At 64.9% G+C, this 18,104-nt stretch carries 25 protein-coding genes; all 25 read left to right on the forward strand.

Translation table 11 applies throughout. From position 1 onward, the window contains the following. Window positions 1-131: 131 nt before the first annotated feature. A complete protein-coding gene (locus OU995_RS11830; protein WP_267835743.1) occupies window positions 132-2,258 on the forward strand; it encodes a DNA cytosine methyltransferase in 2,127 nt (708 codons plus the stop codon). Then, a complete protein-coding gene (locus OU995_RS11835; protein WP_267835744.1) occupies window positions 2,255-2,464 on the forward strand; it encodes a hypothetical protein in 210 nt (69 codons plus the stop codon). The genes OU995_RS11830 and OU995_RS11835 overlap by 4 nt, the downstream gene beginning before the upstream one ends. Further along, window positions 2,464-2,937: a hypothetical protein gene (locus OU995_RS11840; RefSeq protein WP_267835745.1), complete on the forward strand. Its 474-nt coding sequence runs from the start codon at window positions 2,464-2,466 to the stop codon at window positions 2,935-2,937. Before OU995_RS11835 ends, OU995_RS11840 begins: the two co-directional genes overlap by 1 nt. Continuing rightward, a complete protein-coding gene (locus tag OU995_RS11845; RefSeq protein ID WP_267835746.1) occupies window positions 2,934-3,227 on the forward strand; it encodes a hypothetical protein in 294 nt (97 codons plus the stop codon). Before OU995_RS11840 ends, OU995_RS11845 begins: the two co-directional genes overlap by 4 nt. A 50-nt stretch (window positions 3,228-3,277) precedes the next feature. After that, window positions 3,278-4,162 (forward strand): hypothetical protein, encoded by an 885-nt coding sequence (locus OU995_RS11850; RefSeq protein WP_267835748.1) that lies wholly within the window; start codon window positions 3,278-3,280, stop codon window positions 4,160-4,162. Next, window positions 4,159-4,440, forward strand: a complete 282-nt coding sequence (locus tag OU995_RS11855; RefSeq protein ID WP_267835749.1) for a hypothetical protein — start codon at window positions 4,159-4,161, stop codon at window positions 4,438-4,440. Before OU995_RS11850 ends, OU995_RS11855 begins: the two co-directional genes overlap by 4 nt. Beyond that, on the forward strand, window positions 4,437-4,910 hold the full coding sequence (locus OU995_RS11860) for a hypothetical protein (protein ID WP_267835750.1): 474 nt from the start codon (window positions 4,437-4,439) through the stop codon (window positions 4,908-4,910). The genes OU995_RS11855 and OU995_RS11860 overlap by 4 nt, the downstream gene beginning before the upstream one ends. Continuing rightward, a complete protein-coding gene (locus tag OU995_RS11865) occupies window positions 4,907-5,419 on the forward strand; it encodes a recombination protein NinB (protein ID WP_267835751.1) in 513 nt (170 codons plus the stop codon). Before OU995_RS11860 ends, OU995_RS11865 begins: the two co-directional genes overlap by 4 nt. Next, entirely contained in the window at window positions 5,416-5,949 is a 534-nt protein-coding gene (locus tag OU995_RS11870; RefSeq protein ID WP_267835752.1) for a hypothetical protein, read from the forward strand. Before OU995_RS11865 ends, OU995_RS11870 begins: the two co-directional genes overlap by 4 nt. Beyond that, entirely contained in the window at window positions 5,949-6,131 is a 183-nt protein-coding gene (locus OU995_RS11875) for a hypothetical protein (protein WP_267835753.1), read from the forward strand. The genes OU995_RS11870 and OU995_RS11875 overlap by 1 nt, the downstream gene beginning before the upstream one ends. 14 nt (window positions 6,132-6,145) lie before the next feature. Continuing rightward, on the forward strand, window positions 6,146-6,787 hold the full coding sequence (locus tag OU995_RS11880) for a recombination protein NinG (RefSeq protein ID WP_267835754.1): 642 nt from the start codon (window positions 6,146-6,148) through the stop codon (window positions 6,785-6,787). Continuing rightward, window positions 6,784-6,948, forward strand: a complete 165-nt coding sequence (locus OU995_RS11885; RefSeq protein WP_267835755.1) for a hypothetical protein — start codon at window positions 6,784-6,786, stop codon at window positions 6,946-6,948. Before OU995_RS11880 ends, OU995_RS11885 begins: the two co-directional genes overlap by 4 nt. Window positions 6,949-7,002: 54 nt before the next feature. Next, the gene (locus OU995_RS11890; protein WP_267835756.1) at window positions 7,003-7,521 is read left to right on the forward strand and encodes a hypothetical protein; all 519 of its coding nucleotides are present in this window, start codon (window positions 7,003-7,005) and stop codon (window positions 7,519-7,521) included. Next, window positions 7,518-7,694, forward strand: a complete 177-nt coding sequence (locus OU995_RS11895) for a hypothetical protein (RefSeq protein WP_267835757.1) — start codon at window positions 7,518-7,520, stop codon at window positions 7,692-7,694. The genes OU995_RS11890 and OU995_RS11895 overlap by 4 nt, the downstream gene beginning before the upstream one ends. Further along, window positions 7,694-8,245 (forward strand): helix-turn-helix domain-containing protein, encoded by a 552-nt coding sequence (locus OU995_RS11900; RefSeq protein ID WP_267835758.1) that lies wholly within the window; start codon window positions 7,694-7,696, stop codon window positions 8,243-8,245. Before OU995_RS11895 ends, OU995_RS11900 begins: the two co-directional genes overlap by 1 nt. Continuing rightward, window positions 8,214-9,584, forward strand: a complete 1,371-nt coding sequence (locus OU995_RS11905) for a PBSX family phage terminase large subunit (RefSeq protein WP_267835759.1) — start codon at window positions 8,214-8,216, stop codon at window positions 9,582-9,584. Before OU995_RS11900 ends, OU995_RS11905 begins: the two co-directional genes overlap by 32 nt. Window positions 9,585-9,612: 28 nt before the next feature. After that, window positions 9,613-11,034 (forward strand): anti-CBASS protein Acb1 family protein, encoded by a 1,422-nt coding sequence (locus OU995_RS11910; RefSeq protein WP_267835760.1) that lies wholly within the window; start codon window positions 9,613-9,615, stop codon window positions 11,032-11,034. 190 nt (window positions 11,035-11,224) lie between these two features. Continuing rightward, window positions 11,225-12,139, forward strand: a complete 915-nt coding sequence (locus OU995_RS11915) for a phage minor head protein (RefSeq protein WP_267835761.1) — start codon at window positions 11,225-11,227, stop codon at window positions 12,137-12,139. 220 nt (window positions 12,140-12,359) lie between these two features. Beyond that, window positions 12,360-13,682 carry a hypothetical protein gene (locus OU995_RS11920; protein ID WP_267835762.1) on the forward strand — a complete coding sequence of 441 codons (1,323 nt, stop codon included), beginning with the start codon at window positions 12,360-12,362 and terminating at the stop codon, window positions 13,680-13,682. After that, window positions 13,683-14,138 (forward strand): hypothetical protein, encoded by a 456-nt coding sequence (locus OU995_RS11925; protein ID WP_267835763.1) that lies wholly within the window; start codon window positions 13,683-13,685, stop codon window positions 14,136-14,138. It abuts the gene before it with no gap. 9 nt (window positions 14,139-14,147) lie between these two features. Continuing rightward, on the forward strand, window positions 14,148-15,143 hold the full coding sequence (locus OU995_RS11930; protein WP_267835764.1) for a major capsid protein: 996 nt from the start codon (window positions 14,148-14,150) through the stop codon (window positions 15,141-15,143). A gap of 2 nt (window positions 15,144-15,145) precedes the next feature. Next, complete coding sequence (locus OU995_RS11935) at window positions 15,146-15,619, forward strand: hypothetical protein (protein WP_267835765.1); 474 nt, start codon at window positions 15,146-15,148, stop codon at window positions 15,617-15,619. Continuing rightward, window positions 15,616-15,981, forward strand: a complete 366-nt coding sequence (locus tag OU995_RS11940) for a DUF7370 family protein (RefSeq protein ID WP_267835766.1) — start codon at window positions 15,616-15,618, stop codon at window positions 15,979-15,981. The genes OU995_RS11935 and OU995_RS11940 overlap by 4 nt, the downstream gene beginning before the upstream one ends. A gap of 11 nt (window positions 15,982-15,992) precedes the next feature. Then, window positions 15,993-17,759: a hypothetical protein gene (locus OU995_RS11945; RefSeq protein WP_267835767.1), complete on the forward strand. Its 1,767-nt coding sequence runs from the start codon at window positions 15,993-15,995 to the stop codon at window positions 17,757-17,759. A 3-nt stretch (window positions 17,760-17,762) separates the two neighbouring features. Further along, window positions 17,763-18,104, forward strand: a complete 342-nt coding sequence (locus OU995_RS11950) for a hypothetical protein (protein WP_267835769.1) — start codon at window positions 17,763-17,765, stop codon at window positions 18,102-18,104.

Consider the following 18,104-nt stretch of genomic DNA (forward strand, 5'->3'; position numbering starts at 1 on the left):
AGCATCCCGACCCCACGCGAGCCGGCGGACCCCTTCCGCTTCCCCGTACCGGCGCCAGCACCGGCCCCGGCTTCCGCGCCAGCAGTGCCTGCCCGCGCTCCGTTTGCCATTCCCCAGGGAGGCAAGCCCGCATGAAGCGAGACGCCTTCACGATGCCGCTGGACCTGGGCCGCGAGCTGATCATCGACAACTTCGCCGGCGGCGGCGGCACGTCCACTGGCCTGGAGCAGGCATTTGGCCGCCCGGTGGACATCGCAATCAATCATGATCCCGAAGCGCTGGCGATGCACGCCATCAACCACCCGAAGACGCTGCACCTGTGCGAGTCGGTCTGGGACGTGAAACCCGTCAAGGTCACGAAGAACCAGCCGGTGGCGCTGGTGTGGCTCAGCCCCGACTGCAAGCACTTCAGCAAGGCCAAGGGCGGGACGCCTGTGGCGAAGCACATCCGCGGCCTGGCCTGGGTCGGCATGCGCTGGGTGGCGCTGACGAAGCCCCGCGTGCTGATGCTGGAGAACGTCGAGGAGTTCCAGGATTGGGGCCCGCTGATCATTGAGGCTGACGGAACTGCCCGGCCGGACCCGGCCAAGAAGGGCAAGACATTCGAATCGTTCGTTCGCCAGCTGCGGCAGCACGGGTATGCGGTCGAGTGGCGCGAGCTGCGGGCCTGCGACGATGGCGCCCCGACGATCCGCAAGCGCCTCTTCCTGGTGGCGCGCCGCGACGGCCTGCCGATCCAGTTTCCGGACCACCAGTTCGGCAAGCCCACCTCCGCCGAGGTGCAGGCCGGGCGGCGTCAGGCCTGGCGCACCGCAGCCGACTGCATCGACTTCAGCCTCCCCGCCCTGAGCATTTTCGGCCGGAAGAAGGAGCTGGCCGAGAACACCCAGCGCCGGGTGGCGAAAGGCCTGTGGCGCCACGTGCTCACCAGTGCATCCCCATTCATCGTGGGGGTAGGGGGGCGAATGGGGCAGTCACCGGAGCGGAGCATTCACCAGCCCGCCCAGACCATCACCTCCAAGGCGGATTCCTGCCTTGCGACACCGGTGCTGGCTCCCTTCATCGGTGACCAGTCGCGGCCTGCCGAAGGGCGCACCGCCGCCGCCAATGAACCGCTGCGCACTGCCTGCGCGCAGGTGAAGGGCGGGCACTTCACGGTCGTGGCGCCGGCCCTGGCCCCCATGCGTGGCACCAGCGAGGCGCACATGGGCGGGCATAGCGTGGAATCGCCGCTGTCCACCATTTCAGCTGGTGGCACACACCACGGCCTGGCCGCCGCCAACCTGGTGACTGTCGGATACGGAGAGCGGCCCGGGCAGGATGCGAGGACCCAGGAGATTGAGCAGCCGCTGGGGACCGTCGTGGCCGGTGGTGTCAAGCAGTACGTCTCGATGGCTCACCTGGTGGACATGGGCCACGGCGAGGGCAAGGACGGCACGAAGCGATTCAGCCACGGCGTGCGCTCGCTCGAGGCCCCGCTCAACACCGTGACAGCCAGCGGCGCCACCAGCGCGCTCGCCGCAGTGCACCTCACCCACCTGACGCACCACGGCGACCGCAGCGGGTATGCGGTGGATGAGCCGGTGAAGACGCTGACATGTGCCAACCGGGGCGAGCAGGCGCTGGTGGCGGCATGCCTGGAGCAGGCGAACGGCGGCTTCTACGACGGCGATGGCCGCGCCGCCAATGAGCCGTTGAGCACCATCACCGCCGCCGGCAGCAACCAGCGCCTGATCACCGCCTATGCGGTGAAGTACTACAGCAACGGCGGCCAGTGGCAGGACCTGGACGACCCGATGCACACGATCCCGACCAAGGGCCGCATGGGTCTAGTGCAGACCATGCAGGTCCCGGCCGCCAGCTTGGCGCCGGAGCATGCCGAGCGCGCCCGTCAGTGCGCCGAGCTGCTGCACAAGTACCTGCCCGAGCACTTCGCGGAGCCGGCCGAAATGGTCATGGTGCACCAGCGCGGGCAGTGGTGGGTGCTGGTGGACATCACGCTGCGTATGCTCAAGCCCCGCGAGCTGTTTAACGCCCAGGGATTCCCGGCTGATTACGTGATCGAGGAGATCCCGGACCCGGAGAAGCTGTTCGTGGACGGTGTCCAGGCGGCCAACCCGCTGCAGGTCCCTCGGATCCCGCTGACCGCCACAGCCCAGGTTCGCATGTGCGGCAACAGCGTGAGCCCGCCCCAGGCGCGGGCCCTGGTGGAGGCCAACTTCCGCCACGAGCGCCAGATCTATCAGGATGCCGCATGAACGCCTTCAGCCCCAACTACGTCCCGGTCATGCCCGGGCCCACCAAGGCGGAGAGGGCAGGCGCCGCCTCCGGCCGGAAGCTGTCCGCCCTCAATCAGGCCAAGCTGGACAAGTTCGGTCCGTCGCCGGCGCCGACCCTAACGGCAGAACAGAAGCGCGCGGACCTGGAGAAGGCCCGCGCCATCCTGGCGGGAAGGAGGGTGTGATGTCCACAACACTGATCGGAATGCCGGGATACGGGGCAAGCCCCTGCTACGAATTCGCGGGCCGGCGTCGCCTCTTCAAAAAGCTCTGTGCCCGGGCGCACGCGCTGCTTGTTCTCTGGGATCCGCACTGCGAGGACCAGACGATTAGGCATACGCCTGAAGACTGGTCCAGCGACTGGCTCGGCAACGAACAGGACCGGTTTGGCAGGGACGTTCTCCCGCTTCGCGGCACGCTCGGCTTTGGTCGCATGTCTGGTTACTACGAACCCGAGTGGGGTGACGAGAGTGCATACAGCGCTTTGCGGGCATCCCTGTTCTGGCACTTCGTTCGCTTTGATAGTGACGGGGAAATGCAGGCATGGCCCGACGACGCCCCCGACTTGAGGAACTGGCGTGAGGTGCTCAAGGCCGCCGATTCGATTGTTGCCAAGGTGGTGGCCGACAGGCTGGCAACCACGGGAGTGCGGCAATGAAACACGACACCGCAGAAACTAGTCGCCGCGCCTACTACCAGATCGCCCAGACTGACCTCTGCGCCAGCGAGCGCAAAGTGCTTTCGGCGATGGAGGTGGGCCAGCTCTACACCCGCCGGCAGCTGGAGGCCCTCACCGGCTTCCGCTCTGGTCCCGTCTGCGGCCGGGTGCATGCCCTGATCGAGAAGGGCCTCATTGAGGTGGTGGGGGAGAAGCTGTGCCCGGAATCTGGCCGGCCGGTGGAGGCCCTGCGCCTGGTGGCGCAGCAGCTGGAGCTTGCACTCACGTGAGCAGAACACCTCTGACACCCGCCGACTGCGACCTTCAGGACTACCCGTCCATGTTGGTCGACGTGGTCCGGGTCCGTGATTCCAGCCTCGCGTCTGACGAGACGCCGGAGGCCTGCTGGGCGGCTTTCCTGCTGTGGTGTGCGTCGTGGCACCAAGTGCCGGCCGGATCCATCCCGGACACCGACAGCTGGATTGCGAAGCAGGCCGGCTACGGTCTGCGCGGCAAGATCGACAAGGCCTGGACCAAGGTTCGGGACGGCGCGCTGCGCGGATTTGTGAAGTGCGACGACGGCCGGCTCTATCACCCCGTCGTGTGCGAGAAGGCGCTGGAGTGCTGGATCGACAAGCTGGGGCGCACGATCAGCAGCGGCAACGGCAATGCGAAGCGCTGGGGCGGCACCTTCGACTCTGCGCCGCTGGAAGCCCAAATCATCGGGGCTAAGGCGCTGCTGAAGGCGCTCAACCCGCACTCCCGCGCGCTCATGAAGCGGAAGCATTCGGCAGTCCCGACTTCATCCGACCCAGATCCCACCGGGACTCCCGACGTTATCCCGTCGGGATCGCAAGGGAAGGGAAGAGAAGAGAAGGGAAGTAAAGGGAATAGTTATTCCGAACCTATCGGTTCGGCCGACGCTGACGCGACGGCTTCTGTGGATAAGTCCTTCGAGGATGAGGCCAAGGCTGTGGCCCGCCGGCGGCTGTGGCAGGACTCCGGGAACTGGCTCACCGACAACGGCGTCAGCGTGGGCGAGGCCAAGTCCTTCCTGAACGCTTTCGCCAAGGACCACGGGTCCGAGGTGGCGGCTGAGGCCATGCGGGAGGCCATCAAGACCCAGGCCCCTGCGGACTGCCGCGCATTCGCTACCGGCATCGCCCTGCGGATCACCGGCGAGCGCAAGAAGCCCCTGATCGGTGCTGCGCGATCGAGCACATGATGGTGATGACCATCGCGGAATCTGTGCGGGAAATGGCCCGCCGTGGCGAACTTCAGACAGCGGCGGCGCGAGCTGGAAAACTTCGCGGAGCACGCAACCGCCCAACCAAACTCTCGCTGGAGATCGCCCGTGAGATTCGCATGAGTCAGAACAACATGACGAAGGAGGCCGCCTTGCGCGGTGTCTCCCGTCAAGCGATTGGGCTGGTACGCGCAGGGAAGCTGTGGCCCGAAGCGGCCAACGGCGCCAGTGTCTTCAACTGGAGGCCTGCAGCATGAGAAAGCGAAGCAGCTACCGCCCGCGCGGTGTGAATCCGAAGGCCCACGTCATGGCCATGCAAGGGGCAATGAAGCTGGGCCGAGACGATCAGCTCATCATCGCCGGCCGGGTTGCTGGCGCCGTGGATGCGGCCGGGCAGGGCGTGGCCACCCAGGAGCAATGGGGGCACATCTTCGACGCCCTCAACATGATCGAGGCATTGGCCCACCTGGGACTGGTGCGTGACTCGGCCGAGTTCATCCAGGCGCACCAAACCAACATCGTCCAGGTCCTCAACCGGAAGAAGGCCAGCGGCTCCGCCACGCTGCACTCCGAAGAGCTGAAGCAGCTACGGGACCTGTCCGCCACCTGGGCCGAGGCCCTGGCAGTGGTCACCCACAACGAGTTTTTCCAGGCGCAGGAGCGTGTGATCCGCAAGACCATCAACGCAGCCAATGACCCTCACGTCACCGTCATGGAGGCCGCATGAGCATGCACTTCGTCTGGGGCTACATGCCCAACATCGCCGAGGGCAAGGACAAGATGTTGCACTTCTGGCGGCAGATGTCCTCGCTGATGCGGGCCCGCCTGGAGGGCATGGCCGTGGTGGCCTACTTCCCTCAGACCAGGGCCCAGCAGAACACCTACAACTCCGCCCTGCAGGACCTGGCAGACCAGCTGGAGCTCGGCGGTGAAAAGCGCGGGCCGTTGGTGTGGAAGCGCTTCATTCTCGCCACCCTCTATGAGCACACCCGCGACGATCCCCAGTTCATGGAGGAATGGCGGGCCATCGAGCCGGTGCTGCTGCCCGACATGGACGGTGACGGCCTGCACCTGATCGCACTCACCACGAAGCCGCTCACGCGCGAGCTGGCCGGCATCTTCCTGAACCTCTGTCACTCCTACGGGGATGAGCGTGGGGTGAGGTGGAAGCCGCAGAGCCTGGGCCGCCAGGAGGCCGCCAACGACGCCAGCGCGGCGCAGAGGGAGGCAGCATGAACGCGAGTCACGTCAAGGCCATGCTCCGCCAGACGTTCCAGAACAAGGCAGTGATCATCGTGCCGGAATGCAGCTGGACTGGCTACGAGTGCGACATGCTGGTGGTGCACGAGAGCCTGCGCGTCATTGACATTGAAATCAAGGTCAGCCGAGCCGACTTCAAGCGCGATGCCGCCAAGGACAAATGGTGGCACCAGCATCGCTGGTTCATTGAGGGCCCGCAAGCACCTCGCCAGTGGCCGCCGAAAGTCTGGAAGCACTACTTCGCCATGCCCGCCAGCATCTGGAAGCCAGACCTGGAGGAGTTCCTGCCGTCTCCGGCCTGCGGCGTGATCGTGCTGCATGACAAGCGCCAGCAGATCGTCGCCGAGGTCGTGAGGCGGGCGACGCCGAATGCGGCGGCCGAGAAGATCGACGGTCGGGCATGCGTGGACCTTGCTCGGCTGGCAGGCATTCGCATGTGGGAAGCGCTGGCCCAGCGCCAGGCAGCGAACGATGCCGCCGTCCGATCCCAGGAGGAGGCCGCCTGATGGCAGAGACCGAGAAGCAGCAGCGCACCCGCCTGGCCGCCGGCCTGCTGGGCTGCCAAGCCGCCGAGGTGCAAAAGCGGGTGAAGGCGATGGATCAGGTCCAGCGCCAAAACCTCACGGAGGCTGTGGATTGGGTGGCCGACTATGAAGCGACAGAGACCGAAGCGGGGGGGAGCCGATGAAGCGAAGCGCCCCGATGAAGCGGACCCCATTCAAGGCCAAGCCGCCAGAGGCTGGCCAGCAGCCCGGCAAGAAGCCGGTGAAGTGCAAGGCCCCCGGCTGCCAGAACCGGTTCATCCGCCGGTCCATGACGCACCGTGCGTGCGGGCCGGAATGCGCTGCTGCGCTGGTGGCGGCCGAGAAGGCCAAGCAGGCCGCCCGGGCGCAACGCGATGCAGACCGCGTCCACCGTGAGGCCCTGGCCGACATCAAGCCCCTGAGCCACTGGCTCAAGGCCACCGAGAGGGTGGTGAACCGCTACGTCCTGGTCCGGGACCGCAAGCAGCCCTGCATCAGTTGCGGCACCTATGACACCGTGCAGTGGGAGGCCGGGCACTTTAAGTCCGTGGGAGCGCACCGGGAAATGCGGTACCTCGCCTACAACATCCACAAGCAGTGCCACCGGTGCAACGTCCAGTTCAGCGGCAACATCCACGGCTACCGGGAGGGCCTGCTGTCACGGTATGGCCAGGACCTGCTGGACCGCCTGGACGCTCCCCACCCGCTCCAGGACCACACCAGGGAGAGCCTGGCCGAGATCCGCCGCGAGTTCGCCGCCATGACCAGGGCCCTGGAGAAGGGTGCCGCCAATGACCCCAGCATGCAGGAGGCGGCATGACGCCCCGGCGCTGGCTTGGCCTGGCCGGACTGGTCATCCTTGGCGGCCTGTTCGTCCTGGCAGTGACGGCTCTGGGGCTGGCCACCATCCTCTGCATGGGAGCGGCAAAGGTCTGGCAGGACCTGCGGGCGTACGTCCGTGATTTATCCGCCTCTCCGTAGCATGCCCGCTCCATGCGCACCTAACCGGAGCGGGGGAGAAAACGGATGACAGCAATGAGGATCGCCGCCGAGCAGCTTGAACTGTTCTGCGGCCTTGTCGCGCCCATAGCCCCGCCGGTGAAGCGTGTCCGCATGGTGAAGCAGGCCGCAAACGACCCAGGCTATGTGCAACTGGAGCTGGTCTATGTACAACCAGACATCCTGCCACGCCTAGAGCTGGAGCCCGAAGACCTGGACGAGATCCAGATCGAGCCATTCCGGCACACGGTGGTCAGCGCTGCGGAATGCAAGATACCCAAAGGCTTGGGCCCGGCCAGCGTGTTCGGCCTCGCCAACTGCGCGGTGATCAACCGCCGGCCTCGCGGTAGGGTCGCCAACCAAGAAATCCCGCAGATCCACCGCCAGATCATCCGAGAGGACGGACGAATCGTCCATCTGTCCATGCGGGTCCAGGAAACCGAGGAGTGGCGCATGAAGGAGGAAGCCCGCCGGGCCCGCCAGAAGCCGCCCAAGCCACCGAAGCAGAAATTCAAGACGAAGGGGAGCCGCGTGTGGGCGGATGCACACCAATGATCATCGAGAAACACCTCGCGCTCATCAGCGTGGCTGGCGTCGTGTCCGTCGCAACCAGCCTCGCACTCGTGCTCGGGGCGCCGTCCTGGGCGTTCTTGGGCTATGCAGTCGCCATCGCCCTTGACGGGCTCGAAGAGCACCTTTGGCAAGTGCGCAAGAACCGAGGCGGTTGATGGCGCGACCCTCGAAACTGACAGAACGGCAATGGGAAGAGATCCGCAGGCGCATCCTGGAAGGGGAGCGGCCAACCGACTTGGCGCGCGAGTTCAAAGTTTCCAAAGCGACCATTTCGAACAGAGTTTCGAAACGAGCAGATGCCGTGAAAGTCGTTGCAAATCAGATAGTTGCCACTAACGCGGCACTATCGGAGTTGTCAATTTCCGAACAGATTCAGGCAGTTTCTTTAGCGGCTCGGCTCCGCGCCATCAGTGACAACCTCGCCAGTGCAGCGCACTACGGCGCCGCGACCGCCCACAGGCTTCAGGCACTGGCCAACTCCGAGGTGGCGAAGATCGATGACGCCGACCCGCTCAAGTCCGGCGAGGCCCTGAAGGGGATCATGGTCCTGGGCAAGCTGGCCAATGAGTCTGCCTCCATCGCCTTGAACCTGGTGGCTGCCAACAAGGACGCCATCAAGAAGGCCGAGGAAGAGGCTGCCCAGCGCGAGATTCCGACGTCCCTGGACCACTTCTATGGCGCAGACCCCAGCACGTCCGACGCTTAATCCGGTCCTGCGCTCCTTTTGGACGACTCCGGCCCGAAACCGGGTGCTTCACGGTGGGCGCGCGTCCAGCAAGAGCTGGGATGCGGCCGGCTTCGCGGTCTACCTGGCCACGAACGCCAAGCTGCGGTTCCTGTGCGTGCGCCAGTATCAGAACCGGATTAGCGAGTCGGTCTATGCGCTGCTGAAGATCCAGATCGAGCGCTTCGGCCTTCAGACTCGCTTCGACGTCCAGCGGGACAAGATCTTCAGCGCCACCGGCAGCGAGTTCATGTTCTACGGCCTGTGGCGGTCGATTGATGAAATCAAGTCGCTGGAGTCGATCGACGTCCTGTGGATCGAAGAGGCCCACAACCTGACCGAGGAGCAATGGAAGGTTCTGGAGCCAACGATCCGCAAGGCCGGCTCCCAAATCTGGATCATCTTCAATCCCAGGTTGGCCACCGACTTCGCCTACCGGCGCTTCGTGCTCAACCCGCCCCCCAACACCATCGTCCGCCAGATCAACTACGACGAGAACATGTTCTTGTCCAAGACGATGCTGGACATCATTGAGGCGGCCCGGCTGGAGGACCCGGACGAGTTCGCCCACATCTACGGCGGCCAGCCGAAGGAGGACGACAACGAAGCCATCATCAAGCGGTCGTGGATCCTGGCCTCGGTGGATGCTCACAAAAAGCTGGGCTTCGAGGCGGTTGGCAAAAAGCGCCTCGGGTTCGACATCGCAGACTCCGGCATTGACAAGTGCGCAACCATCGGCACACACGGCTCTGTGGTCCAGACGGCCGACATGTGGAAGGCCGCTGAGGATGAGCTGCTGACGTCCTGCAGCCGGGCCTACAGGACCGCCCAGCAGTATGGGGCGGAAATCACCTATGACTGCATCGGTGTGGGTGCGTCGGCGGGTGCCAAGTTCGCCGAGATCAACGACTCGCTGAAGCCGGTCATCCCTGTGCGTTACGTCAAGTTCAATGCCGGCGGTGCCATTTGGCGGCCAGAGTCGGAATACAGCCGCGGAGTGAAGAACAAGGACATGTTCTCCAACATCAAGGCCCAGGCGTGGTGGCTGGTGGCCGACCGGTTTCGCAACACCTACAACGCGGTGCGCCGTGGGGAGGTATTCAAGCCGGATCAGATGATCTCCATCGCAGGCGATTTGCCGCACCTCAACCAGCTGGTGGATGAACTCAGCACCCCGAAGAAAGACTACGACGCCCACAGCCGGGTGAAGGTGGAGAGCAAGAAGGACCTGGATAAGCGTGACGTGCCGTCGCCCAACCTGGCGGATGCGCTGATCATGTCGTTCGCGCCTACGGGTGGTGCAGCAGCTGGCATCTTCTGAGCGGTGGAGCCTTCCTAGCATCCGGCCCATGGCCGAGATCATCACCAACACCTACGAATTGACCCAGGCAGCCCGAGCTCGCGAGGAATTCCTTGCGGGCTTCGTTGGATCGCTGGATGCAAAGCGCCCTGACGCGTGGCGCCAATACGGCTACAAGACTGACCTGTGCTTTTCCGACTACCGTCAGGCGTACGAGCGAGGCGGACCCGCCCACGGCGCCGTGCACAAGATCCTCGGAAAGTGCTGGGAGCAGCTACCTCGCATCAAGCAACCTGAGGCGGACAAGGCCACGCCCTGGGAGGAGGCGATCACGGCACTGCTGAGGCCCATCAACGGATGGCAGAAGCTGATGGGCTTCGACCGACGCAACCTGGTGGGCCGGTTCTCGGCGCTCATCTACCGTGTTGCGGATGGTCGGCCGCTGAGTGAGCCACTGTCAAAGGGCGATGCACTCAAGGACCTGATCCCACTTTATGAGGACCAGATCAAGGTCACGGACTGGCACGACGACCAGGATGACCCGGACACCTACGGCAAGCCGCGGATGTTCCAGTACCGGGCCCGTAGTGCGTCATCCACCGGGGACATCCAGGCCAAGCCAGAGATGTGGGCCGACGTGCACCCGTCGCGGGTCCAGATCCTGGCCGAGGGTGCAGATGGTGACGACTTCTTCGAGGGCGTGCCGCTGCTGAAGGCAGGCTTCAATGCGCTTGTGGATCTGGAGAAGCTGCGAGGCGGCGGTGCAGAGTCGGCGCTGAAGAACAGCGCCCGCACGGTGGTATTCCAGTACGACGCGGCTGCGAACCCGCAAGAAGCTGTCCAGGCGAGCGGCGGAGATCCGAAAGAGGTCAAGGCGCTGCACGAAGAGCGGGCCAAGGCCATCAACCGGAATCAGGATGCGGCTATCGTGATGCAAGGTGGCACGGCCACCACGCTGCAGACGCAGGCCTCCGACCTGTCGCCCCAGTGGACCATCGCGGCCAATGAGTTTTCGGCATCGGTGGGCCTGCCGTTTACCGTGCTCTTCGGTCAGCAGACCGGCCGCCTGGCCAGCGACGAGGACCAGAAGGACTACATCGCCCGGGCGGTGGGTCGCCAGCTCAACACCCTCACCCCCATGCTCACCGAGTTTGTGCAGCGCATGCAGGCTTGCGGGATCATCGCGGCGGGTGAGTTCGAAATCGAGTGGCCGGACCTTGGCGCCCCCAGCGATGAGCAGCGCCTGGACAACGCGGTGAAAATGGTCACGGCCAACAAGACGGCCTATGACGGTGGCTCCCTGGAGCCGATCTTCGACCTGAACGAGATCCGGAAGGTAGGGGGCTTTGAGGAACGCGCGGCCGGCGCGGGAGACGAGTTCAAGGAAGAGACGCCGCCGGTGGGCCCGGCAGCCGACCCCAACGCTGACCCCGCTGCGGCGAGCAAGACCGTACCAGGAGGAAAGCAGTGAACCCGGGCTGGTGGATCCTAGTGGCGCTGTGCCCCGGTCTGACCATTTACGCACTCATCGCAGTACTGGCGTGCACGGGTCGCAATCGTGTACCAACCATGATCGCCATTGCGGGGCCAGGTGAAAAGCCCGTGGGACCTCCGAATCGCATGGTGAGAATGGGGTTGCTTGGGCATGATGTGGGTGAGAGATGAGGCCGAGGAAGCTAAACCCCATCATCCCGGGAACGCGCCAGGAGCGCACCGGGACGGTCCCGATCATCCGCCGGGCCCGGGCGGAGATCTCGCGGCGCTTCGCCGGGTTGACCGAGAGGGTGCTACAGCTCTTCGACAGCATCCGGACCTACTCTGTCAACGAAGCCCAATCGGTGCTGTATGGCCTGACCCCCGAGGAGTTGACAGCGCTCAATGGGGAGCTGCAGGCGGCCCTGGATTACTGGATCGCCAGCGGCCGGGAGGCGGCGCATTCGTTCTGGTGGTCGCCCTACGTGTCCGACGCGTCGCAGACCGGGGCCGCGCAGTCGGCCGCCAACCTCACACGGCTGTCTGAGGCGTACGCCGCATCGCGGAGCCTGGCCACCATCGTCCGGAGTGAGCCCTACCGCAACCGGGTCGGCCTGGCCCAGGTGAAGAGCTACGAGCACTGGACCGGGCAAAGCGCACAGGTGCGGGCGGAGCTGGCCCAGATCATCGGGAGCGCTGTGGCGGATGGCCGCAGCCCGAAGGAGGTCAGGACGCTGATCCGTGACCGCTTGGACGTCAGCGCCAGCAAGGCTAAGGCCTTCGCCCAGACCGACATTACTGACGCGTTGAGGCAGGCCCGGTGGGCGGAGCGGGATCAGGCAGAGGCCGAGTTCGGGCTGAACATCGGCCTGCTGTGGACTTCAGCTCTACTGCCCACCACCCGCGCCACGCACGCGGCCCGGCACGGACAGGTCTACACCTCGAAGGAATGCCGCGAGTTCTACGCCAAGAACGGAAACCGGTACAGCTGCCACTGCAGCCAGACCGAGTGCCTGCTGGATGACGACAACAAGCCCATCCTCTCCGACACCCTCAAGCAGGCGATGGCGAAGGAGAAAAAGGATTGGAAACCGGCTCCGTAGTATTTGGATTCGTGAGGGCGAGCTCCCTGACCGCTGGTGTGAAACATGAGACCTCTCCCGGCCCCCGTGGGGCCCAAGGGGTGGCACAGAACAGCACCACAGTAACGCCCTCACACCCTCACACCCTCACACCCTCACACCCTCAGACATCCAGAACCAGAAGGGCCCCGCGCGCAATGCCGGGGCCCTTTCTCTTGCCGTCTTCCTAGCATGCACCCGCATGGCAAAGAAGCTCATTCGCATCCTCACCGCTGTCAACGCCTCTGCGGTGAGCAAGGAAGGCGGGAAGTACCTGATCAAGGGCGTGTGCGGGGCGGTGGACGACATCGTCATGAACGGCATGCTCTATCCGGCGGATCAGCTGGCCAAGGGCATTGCGACGCTGAACGGGAAGCCGGCGCCGGCCGGGCACCCGAAAAACAAGAACGGCCAGTACATCAGCGCCCGGGACGGTGAGGCCCTATTCAACGCGTACATGGGCGCCATCTGCACCAACGCTCGCCACGAAGGCGGCCGGTCTCTGGTGGACATCCATGTGAATGAGGCTCAGGCCATGGCGCACGCTGACGGCCAGAAGCTGGTGAAGCGGCTCGATGAGGTGATCGCAGGCAATGCCGCCGACCCCATCCATGTCAGCACCGGCCTGTTCGTTGAGGCCATCCAGGCCAACGGCGAGAGCCTGGGGAAGAAGTACAGCCGGATCGCCACCAACCTCCAGTACGACCACCTCGCCATCCTGCTGAACGAGCAGGGCGCCGGCACGCCGGAGCAGGGGGTCGGCATGTTCCTGAACGCCGCGGGCGAAGAGGAAGAGGTCGAGTGCGTCCAGGTGAACACCGAGCCGCAGGACCGCCGCGAGGAGGGTGTACTGGCTGGCCTGCGAGCGCTTGTCCGCCGCCTGGTAGGCAATGGCACTACGGACGTCAGCTTCGATCAGATCACCGGCGGACTGTATGGCCTGCTGCCCGAGGGCGCCTGGCTCCAGGAGGTTTTTGAGCGCTATGCCGTCTGGCGCGACAAGGATGGTCGCCTCTTCAAACAGGACTACTCCGTCTCTTCTGACGGCTCCGTAGCATTTTCTGGAAGCCCGGTCGAAGTGGTTCGGCGGGTCGATTACCACCCAATCACCAACCGCAAGGACGATCACGTGAAAGACAAGATCCTCGCCGCGCTCAACGCAGCCGGTATCCAGGTGGAAGGCAAGTCCGATGACGACCTGCTGAACGCCTACAACGCCCTCGTCAAGAAGCCCGGCGAGGACAAGCTGAACGCTGCCAATTCGAAGCTCGCCGAGCTGGAGCTGGCCGCAAACGCCGCCAAGGACGCCGAGGTCACCACCCTGGCGACCGAGCTGGCCGCCAACTCCTCGCTGACCGTGGGCGACTTCAAGGCGCTCGGTCTGGACCGCCTGAAAGAACTGAAGGCCAACGCCGCCAAGGATACCAAGGCTGCGCCGGTGACCCCGGCCGGCGGCAAGGCCGAGGGCGAAAGCGAGTTCAAGGGCTACTCCCTGAACTCCCACTTCGAGAAGGAGGGCAAGTAAATGCCGAACCGTGTCTATCGCGGCCCCCATGACCGCCAACCCAAGACCATCAGCAACCGCACGGTCAACGGCGCTCTGCTGCCGTGCACCGCCGTGACGGTGGGCGCTACGCAGTTCTCGCAGGCCACGTCGCCCAGTGGCGGCCGGCTGGCGCTGCTTTCCAACCGCGACTTCTACGCCCTGGGCCACTTCGACAGCACTGACCAGCTGAAGACGGCCTACACGTCCGGCGATACCGGCGTGGCCCATCTGCTGGAGCCCGGCCAGGAATACCAGTGGGCCGTGGCTGCTGGCACCTACACCAATGGTCAGGAACTGACCGTTGCTGCGGGTGGTCGCCTGGCTGCTGCCGCAGCCGGGAACATCGTCGTGGCCTTCTATGACGCCGCTGGCGCCACGAAGGCCGCCGGTGACCTCGCCGACGTGGTCATCGCCAACTTCTACACCAAGGCATAAGGAGGGAGCATGCTCCGTTTCACCAATGAGCAAGAGCTGGCGGTCAATGCCGCCCGCGAAGGCTTCAACCAGACCCAGGTTGCGCTGGCCGTGAACCATCGCGACATCGTCGGCAACGCTTCGGTCATCCCGCTGGATGCCTGGCGCCGCATCGACCAGCGCACCGTTCAGATCCAGCGAGACGTGCTGGGTGTGTTCAACCGCTTGGCCCGCGCCAACTCCACCCCGGTGAGCATCGGCGATCTGGTGAACTACTTCCCGAAGGTCTCCGACAGCGGCGAAGTGCACGTGTCCATGGATGGCCGCTCCGAAGGCAAGGCCGACCAGGCGCTGGTGACCTATGAAGGCACTCCGGTTCCCATCTTCGACGCCTACGCCCGCTTCGGCTGGCGCCAAATGGCGGTGATGCAGAAGGGCCCGGCCGGTATCGACACCACCACCATCGCCAACAACGTCCGCAAGATCGCCGAGCGCATGGAGAACATGGCGCTGAACGGCGAGGCTGGCATCAGCGTGGCCGGTACCCAGATCTACGGCCTGCGAAACTTCCCGCTGCGCAACACTGCGGTGACGGGCATCACCCTGCAGGGCGCCACCGGTGCCAACTGGCTGGCCGTGTTCCAGGCGCTGATCTTCCAGCTGCTGGGTGACAACAACTTCGGCCGCGTGACCGTGTTCCTGAACTACACGGACTACACCTACGCGGACATCAACGAGTTCGTGGCTGGCTATCCGAAGACCATCCTGCAGCGCCTGTTGGAGATCAAGGGCATTGCCGAGATCATCCCCGTCTCCCGCGTGCCGGCTGACGAGGTGATCGGCATCAGCGACATCGACACCAGCGACTGGGGCACCGTCCTGAACGCCATGCCGCTGGTCACCCGGCCCAAGGCCCGCCACAACCCGGAGGATGACTACACCTTCGGCACCATGGCCGCCGCCGCCACGCAGTTGAAGTCGGACTTCGATGGCCGCTGCCCGATCGCTCACCTGACGAGGGCCTGATCATGAAGGTGCACATCACTCACCTGAAAGCGCCCTGGCCCTCCGGGGCCTCGGTCGGGTCCGTGGTCGAGTTCCAAGCCGAGCAGGTTCCGGGATGGGCTGTCGGCAAGTGCGTGCCGGTCGGCGACGAAGAGGAGGCGGCTCACACTGTCGCTGCACCGTCCGAAATCACGGTGTCGCTGAGCCTCGATTCGGCGGAAGTGCAAGAGGCGTTCCAGTCGCTGCGAAAGGAGGCGGTCCGCCGCATCGAGGAGGCGGAACAGTCCTTCGAGATCCAGCGGCAGGAACTGCTGGCGGAGAACGCTGGCCTGCGCGAGCAGCTGGCCGAGAAGGATCAGTTGATCCTGGAACTGCAGACCAAGCCCCAGGGCAGCGTCGGCAGCGAAATCGATCAACAAGCCGCCGCTGAGCGCGCCGCACTGGAGGCCGACGCAGCACAGGCGGCCAAGGGCTCGAAGGGCAAGGCCAAGCAATGATCACGAGCACGCAGGCGACCGAGTACCTTGACCAGGCGCTGGGCGTCAGCGTGCCGTCGTTCATCGTTGATGCCGCTGTCGCCGAGGTGGCCGCCACTGAGCCCGCCATGGTGGCCGCCGGCTACAGCGCCTCAACGCAGGTGATGGTGCAGTGCATGGCCGTCGCGATCAAGGCCGCCGCCGGATCTCCCCGGCGCATCCAATCCCAGGGAGCCCCCTCGGGGGCGTCCCGCTCATTCAAGAACCCGGACGGTGACCTGACGGCCCTGCGCCGCTCGCTTGCCGCTCTGGACACCGCCGGCACGGTCGCCGCCATCGTCGGCCCCGACCCTGCCGGTTCCACCCTCTTCATGGTCGTCTGACCGGAGCTTTCATGTCCGATCTCGCACAAGGCCTGTCGGCCAAGGTCCCTCTCAATCCTGGCCAGGTCCTGCGCGTGAGCACGCCTGGCGTTGCGGCAGTTGAAGCGCTGTATGGCGCATCCCAGGGCGCCACTGTGACCGCCAACTCCCAGAGTTTCGGGCCCTACAGCGTGCCAGCCTTGCTGCGCGTTCGGGCAACCTCTGGGACGGTGAGCTATGGACTGGAGCGTCAGGCCTCGGTCCAGCAGGGCACGGACGGAAAGCTTTATGCCGACGGCGTGGAGGTTGCCGCGGGGGGCGGCGGAGGCGCCGTCGCGGTGGAGCAGGCGGCCAGCCAGGTGATCTCGGCCGCTTCCGCCCTGAACTTCAGCAGCGGTCTGGCGGTGTCCGCCGCAGGCTCGAAGGCGACCGTGCAATTGACGCCGCAGGCGATCGTCACCCCGCCCGGCGTGACTGGCATCAGCAACTATTCCGGCTATCGACCCTTCACGTCCCCGCGCGAGTCGGCACCGCCCACCGTGGGTTACCCGCGCCGCAAGTCGCTGGCCACGTTCTTCAGCCCGACCTCCGTCAATACCGTCATCAACAGCGGCAACATCGGGGTCAACAGCGACTACACGGACCCATTCATCGGAGAGGCATGGAATGCCTCCAACTCGTCCAACGGCGGGGCGGCCACCAACGGCCAGTCCGTGCGGATCAACTGGCCGGCAAATAGCGACGTCGTCGTGTCCCGTGCGGTCGGCAATACCTACGCCTACGACGTCACCGGCAACAACATCTACATCACGCTGAAGCTGCTATCCGGGTCGCCTCCGGACAACCTGCGGATCCGCCTCTACACAAGCGGCCAGGTCGGCGCCTCGAGCGCCAATTACTGGCAGGCAGAGGTGCTGTACCCACACGGCGGGACGCTGAAAACCGGGCAGTATTGGCAGACCTTCGCGGTGCCTGCGGCGAATTTCACCGCCGTGGGAACGCCTGGCGCGATCACTGGCATCGTCACTGCAGGAATTCAGATCTCCAGCGCGTCGATCGGCAACATGCTGGTGGGCAATATCTTCGCCTGCCCGAACCTGCTGACCAAGGCCGCCGTGATCATCGGATTCGATGACTGCCGGTCGGACACCTGGTTTGCGGCCGCTCGGACGATGGTCAACCGTGGATTGCCTGGGGTCTGCTACCCGGGCGCCCTCGGCAGTGTGATCCGGAGTTCCAACGATGAATTCCAAATGACCATCAAGCAGCTGAAGCGCCTGCAGGATGAGTACGGTTGGCAGATCGCGTCGCAGGCCTGGGACACGGAAAACCCGTCCGACACGCTGCCGGAGTTCGCGGCCAAGATGTCGGCCATGCGGGCCTTCTATGAGGCCGAGGGGTTCCGGGGTGGTGCCGATGGCAGCTATTTCTCCAACGTGTCCCTGGGCTCTGCGCGGGATGAGGTGTTCAGGAAAAGCTTCCGCACGATGCGTTCCTACACCATCTGGTCGGCTGCCCAGGTGAGTTCCATCCGCGCCGAATGCACCCCGACTCCGGACCCCTACAACCTGCAGGCGTTCGGTGTGGATACCACCATCCACACGGCGGCCCACATGCAGACCCTGATCGATAAAGCGATCTCCCAGAAAGGGGTCATGCGCTTCATCTTCCACGGCATCACCGAGAGCAACGCCACGCTGGTGGGGCTGCTGGACTACCTCGACGCCAACCGCGCGACGGTGGACGTGATGACCGAAGCACAGCTGCAGGACCGGCAGCGTGCTCTGGCGTTCTCTTGATCCATGAGCGCATCCGCCCGCTGGAGCTACACCGCGAAGGCCACCGTATGGCCCTTGTTGGGCCGGGACGACTGGACGGGCTCCGCGACCTATGGGCCGCCGGCTGTCTTCCTGTGCGACTACTCGTCGGAGTCGAAGCGCATGACAGACGCCAAGGGCGTGGAGTTCACCTCCCGCCAGGTGGTCTACACCGAGAAGGCCGACATCAAGCAAGGCGACATGCTGCTCATCGGGGAGAGTGCGCTGGTGTCACCCGTGGCGGCTGGGGCCTATGAGGTCCGCCTGGTCACACGCGACGCGGACACCTTCGACCGCAAGGCCGACGACTACATGGTGGCCACCTGA

Source organism: Roseateles sp. SL47 (assembly GCF_026625885.1).
GTDB lineage: Bacteria > Pseudomonadota > Gammaproteobacteria > Burkholderiales > Burkholderiaceae_C > Roseateles.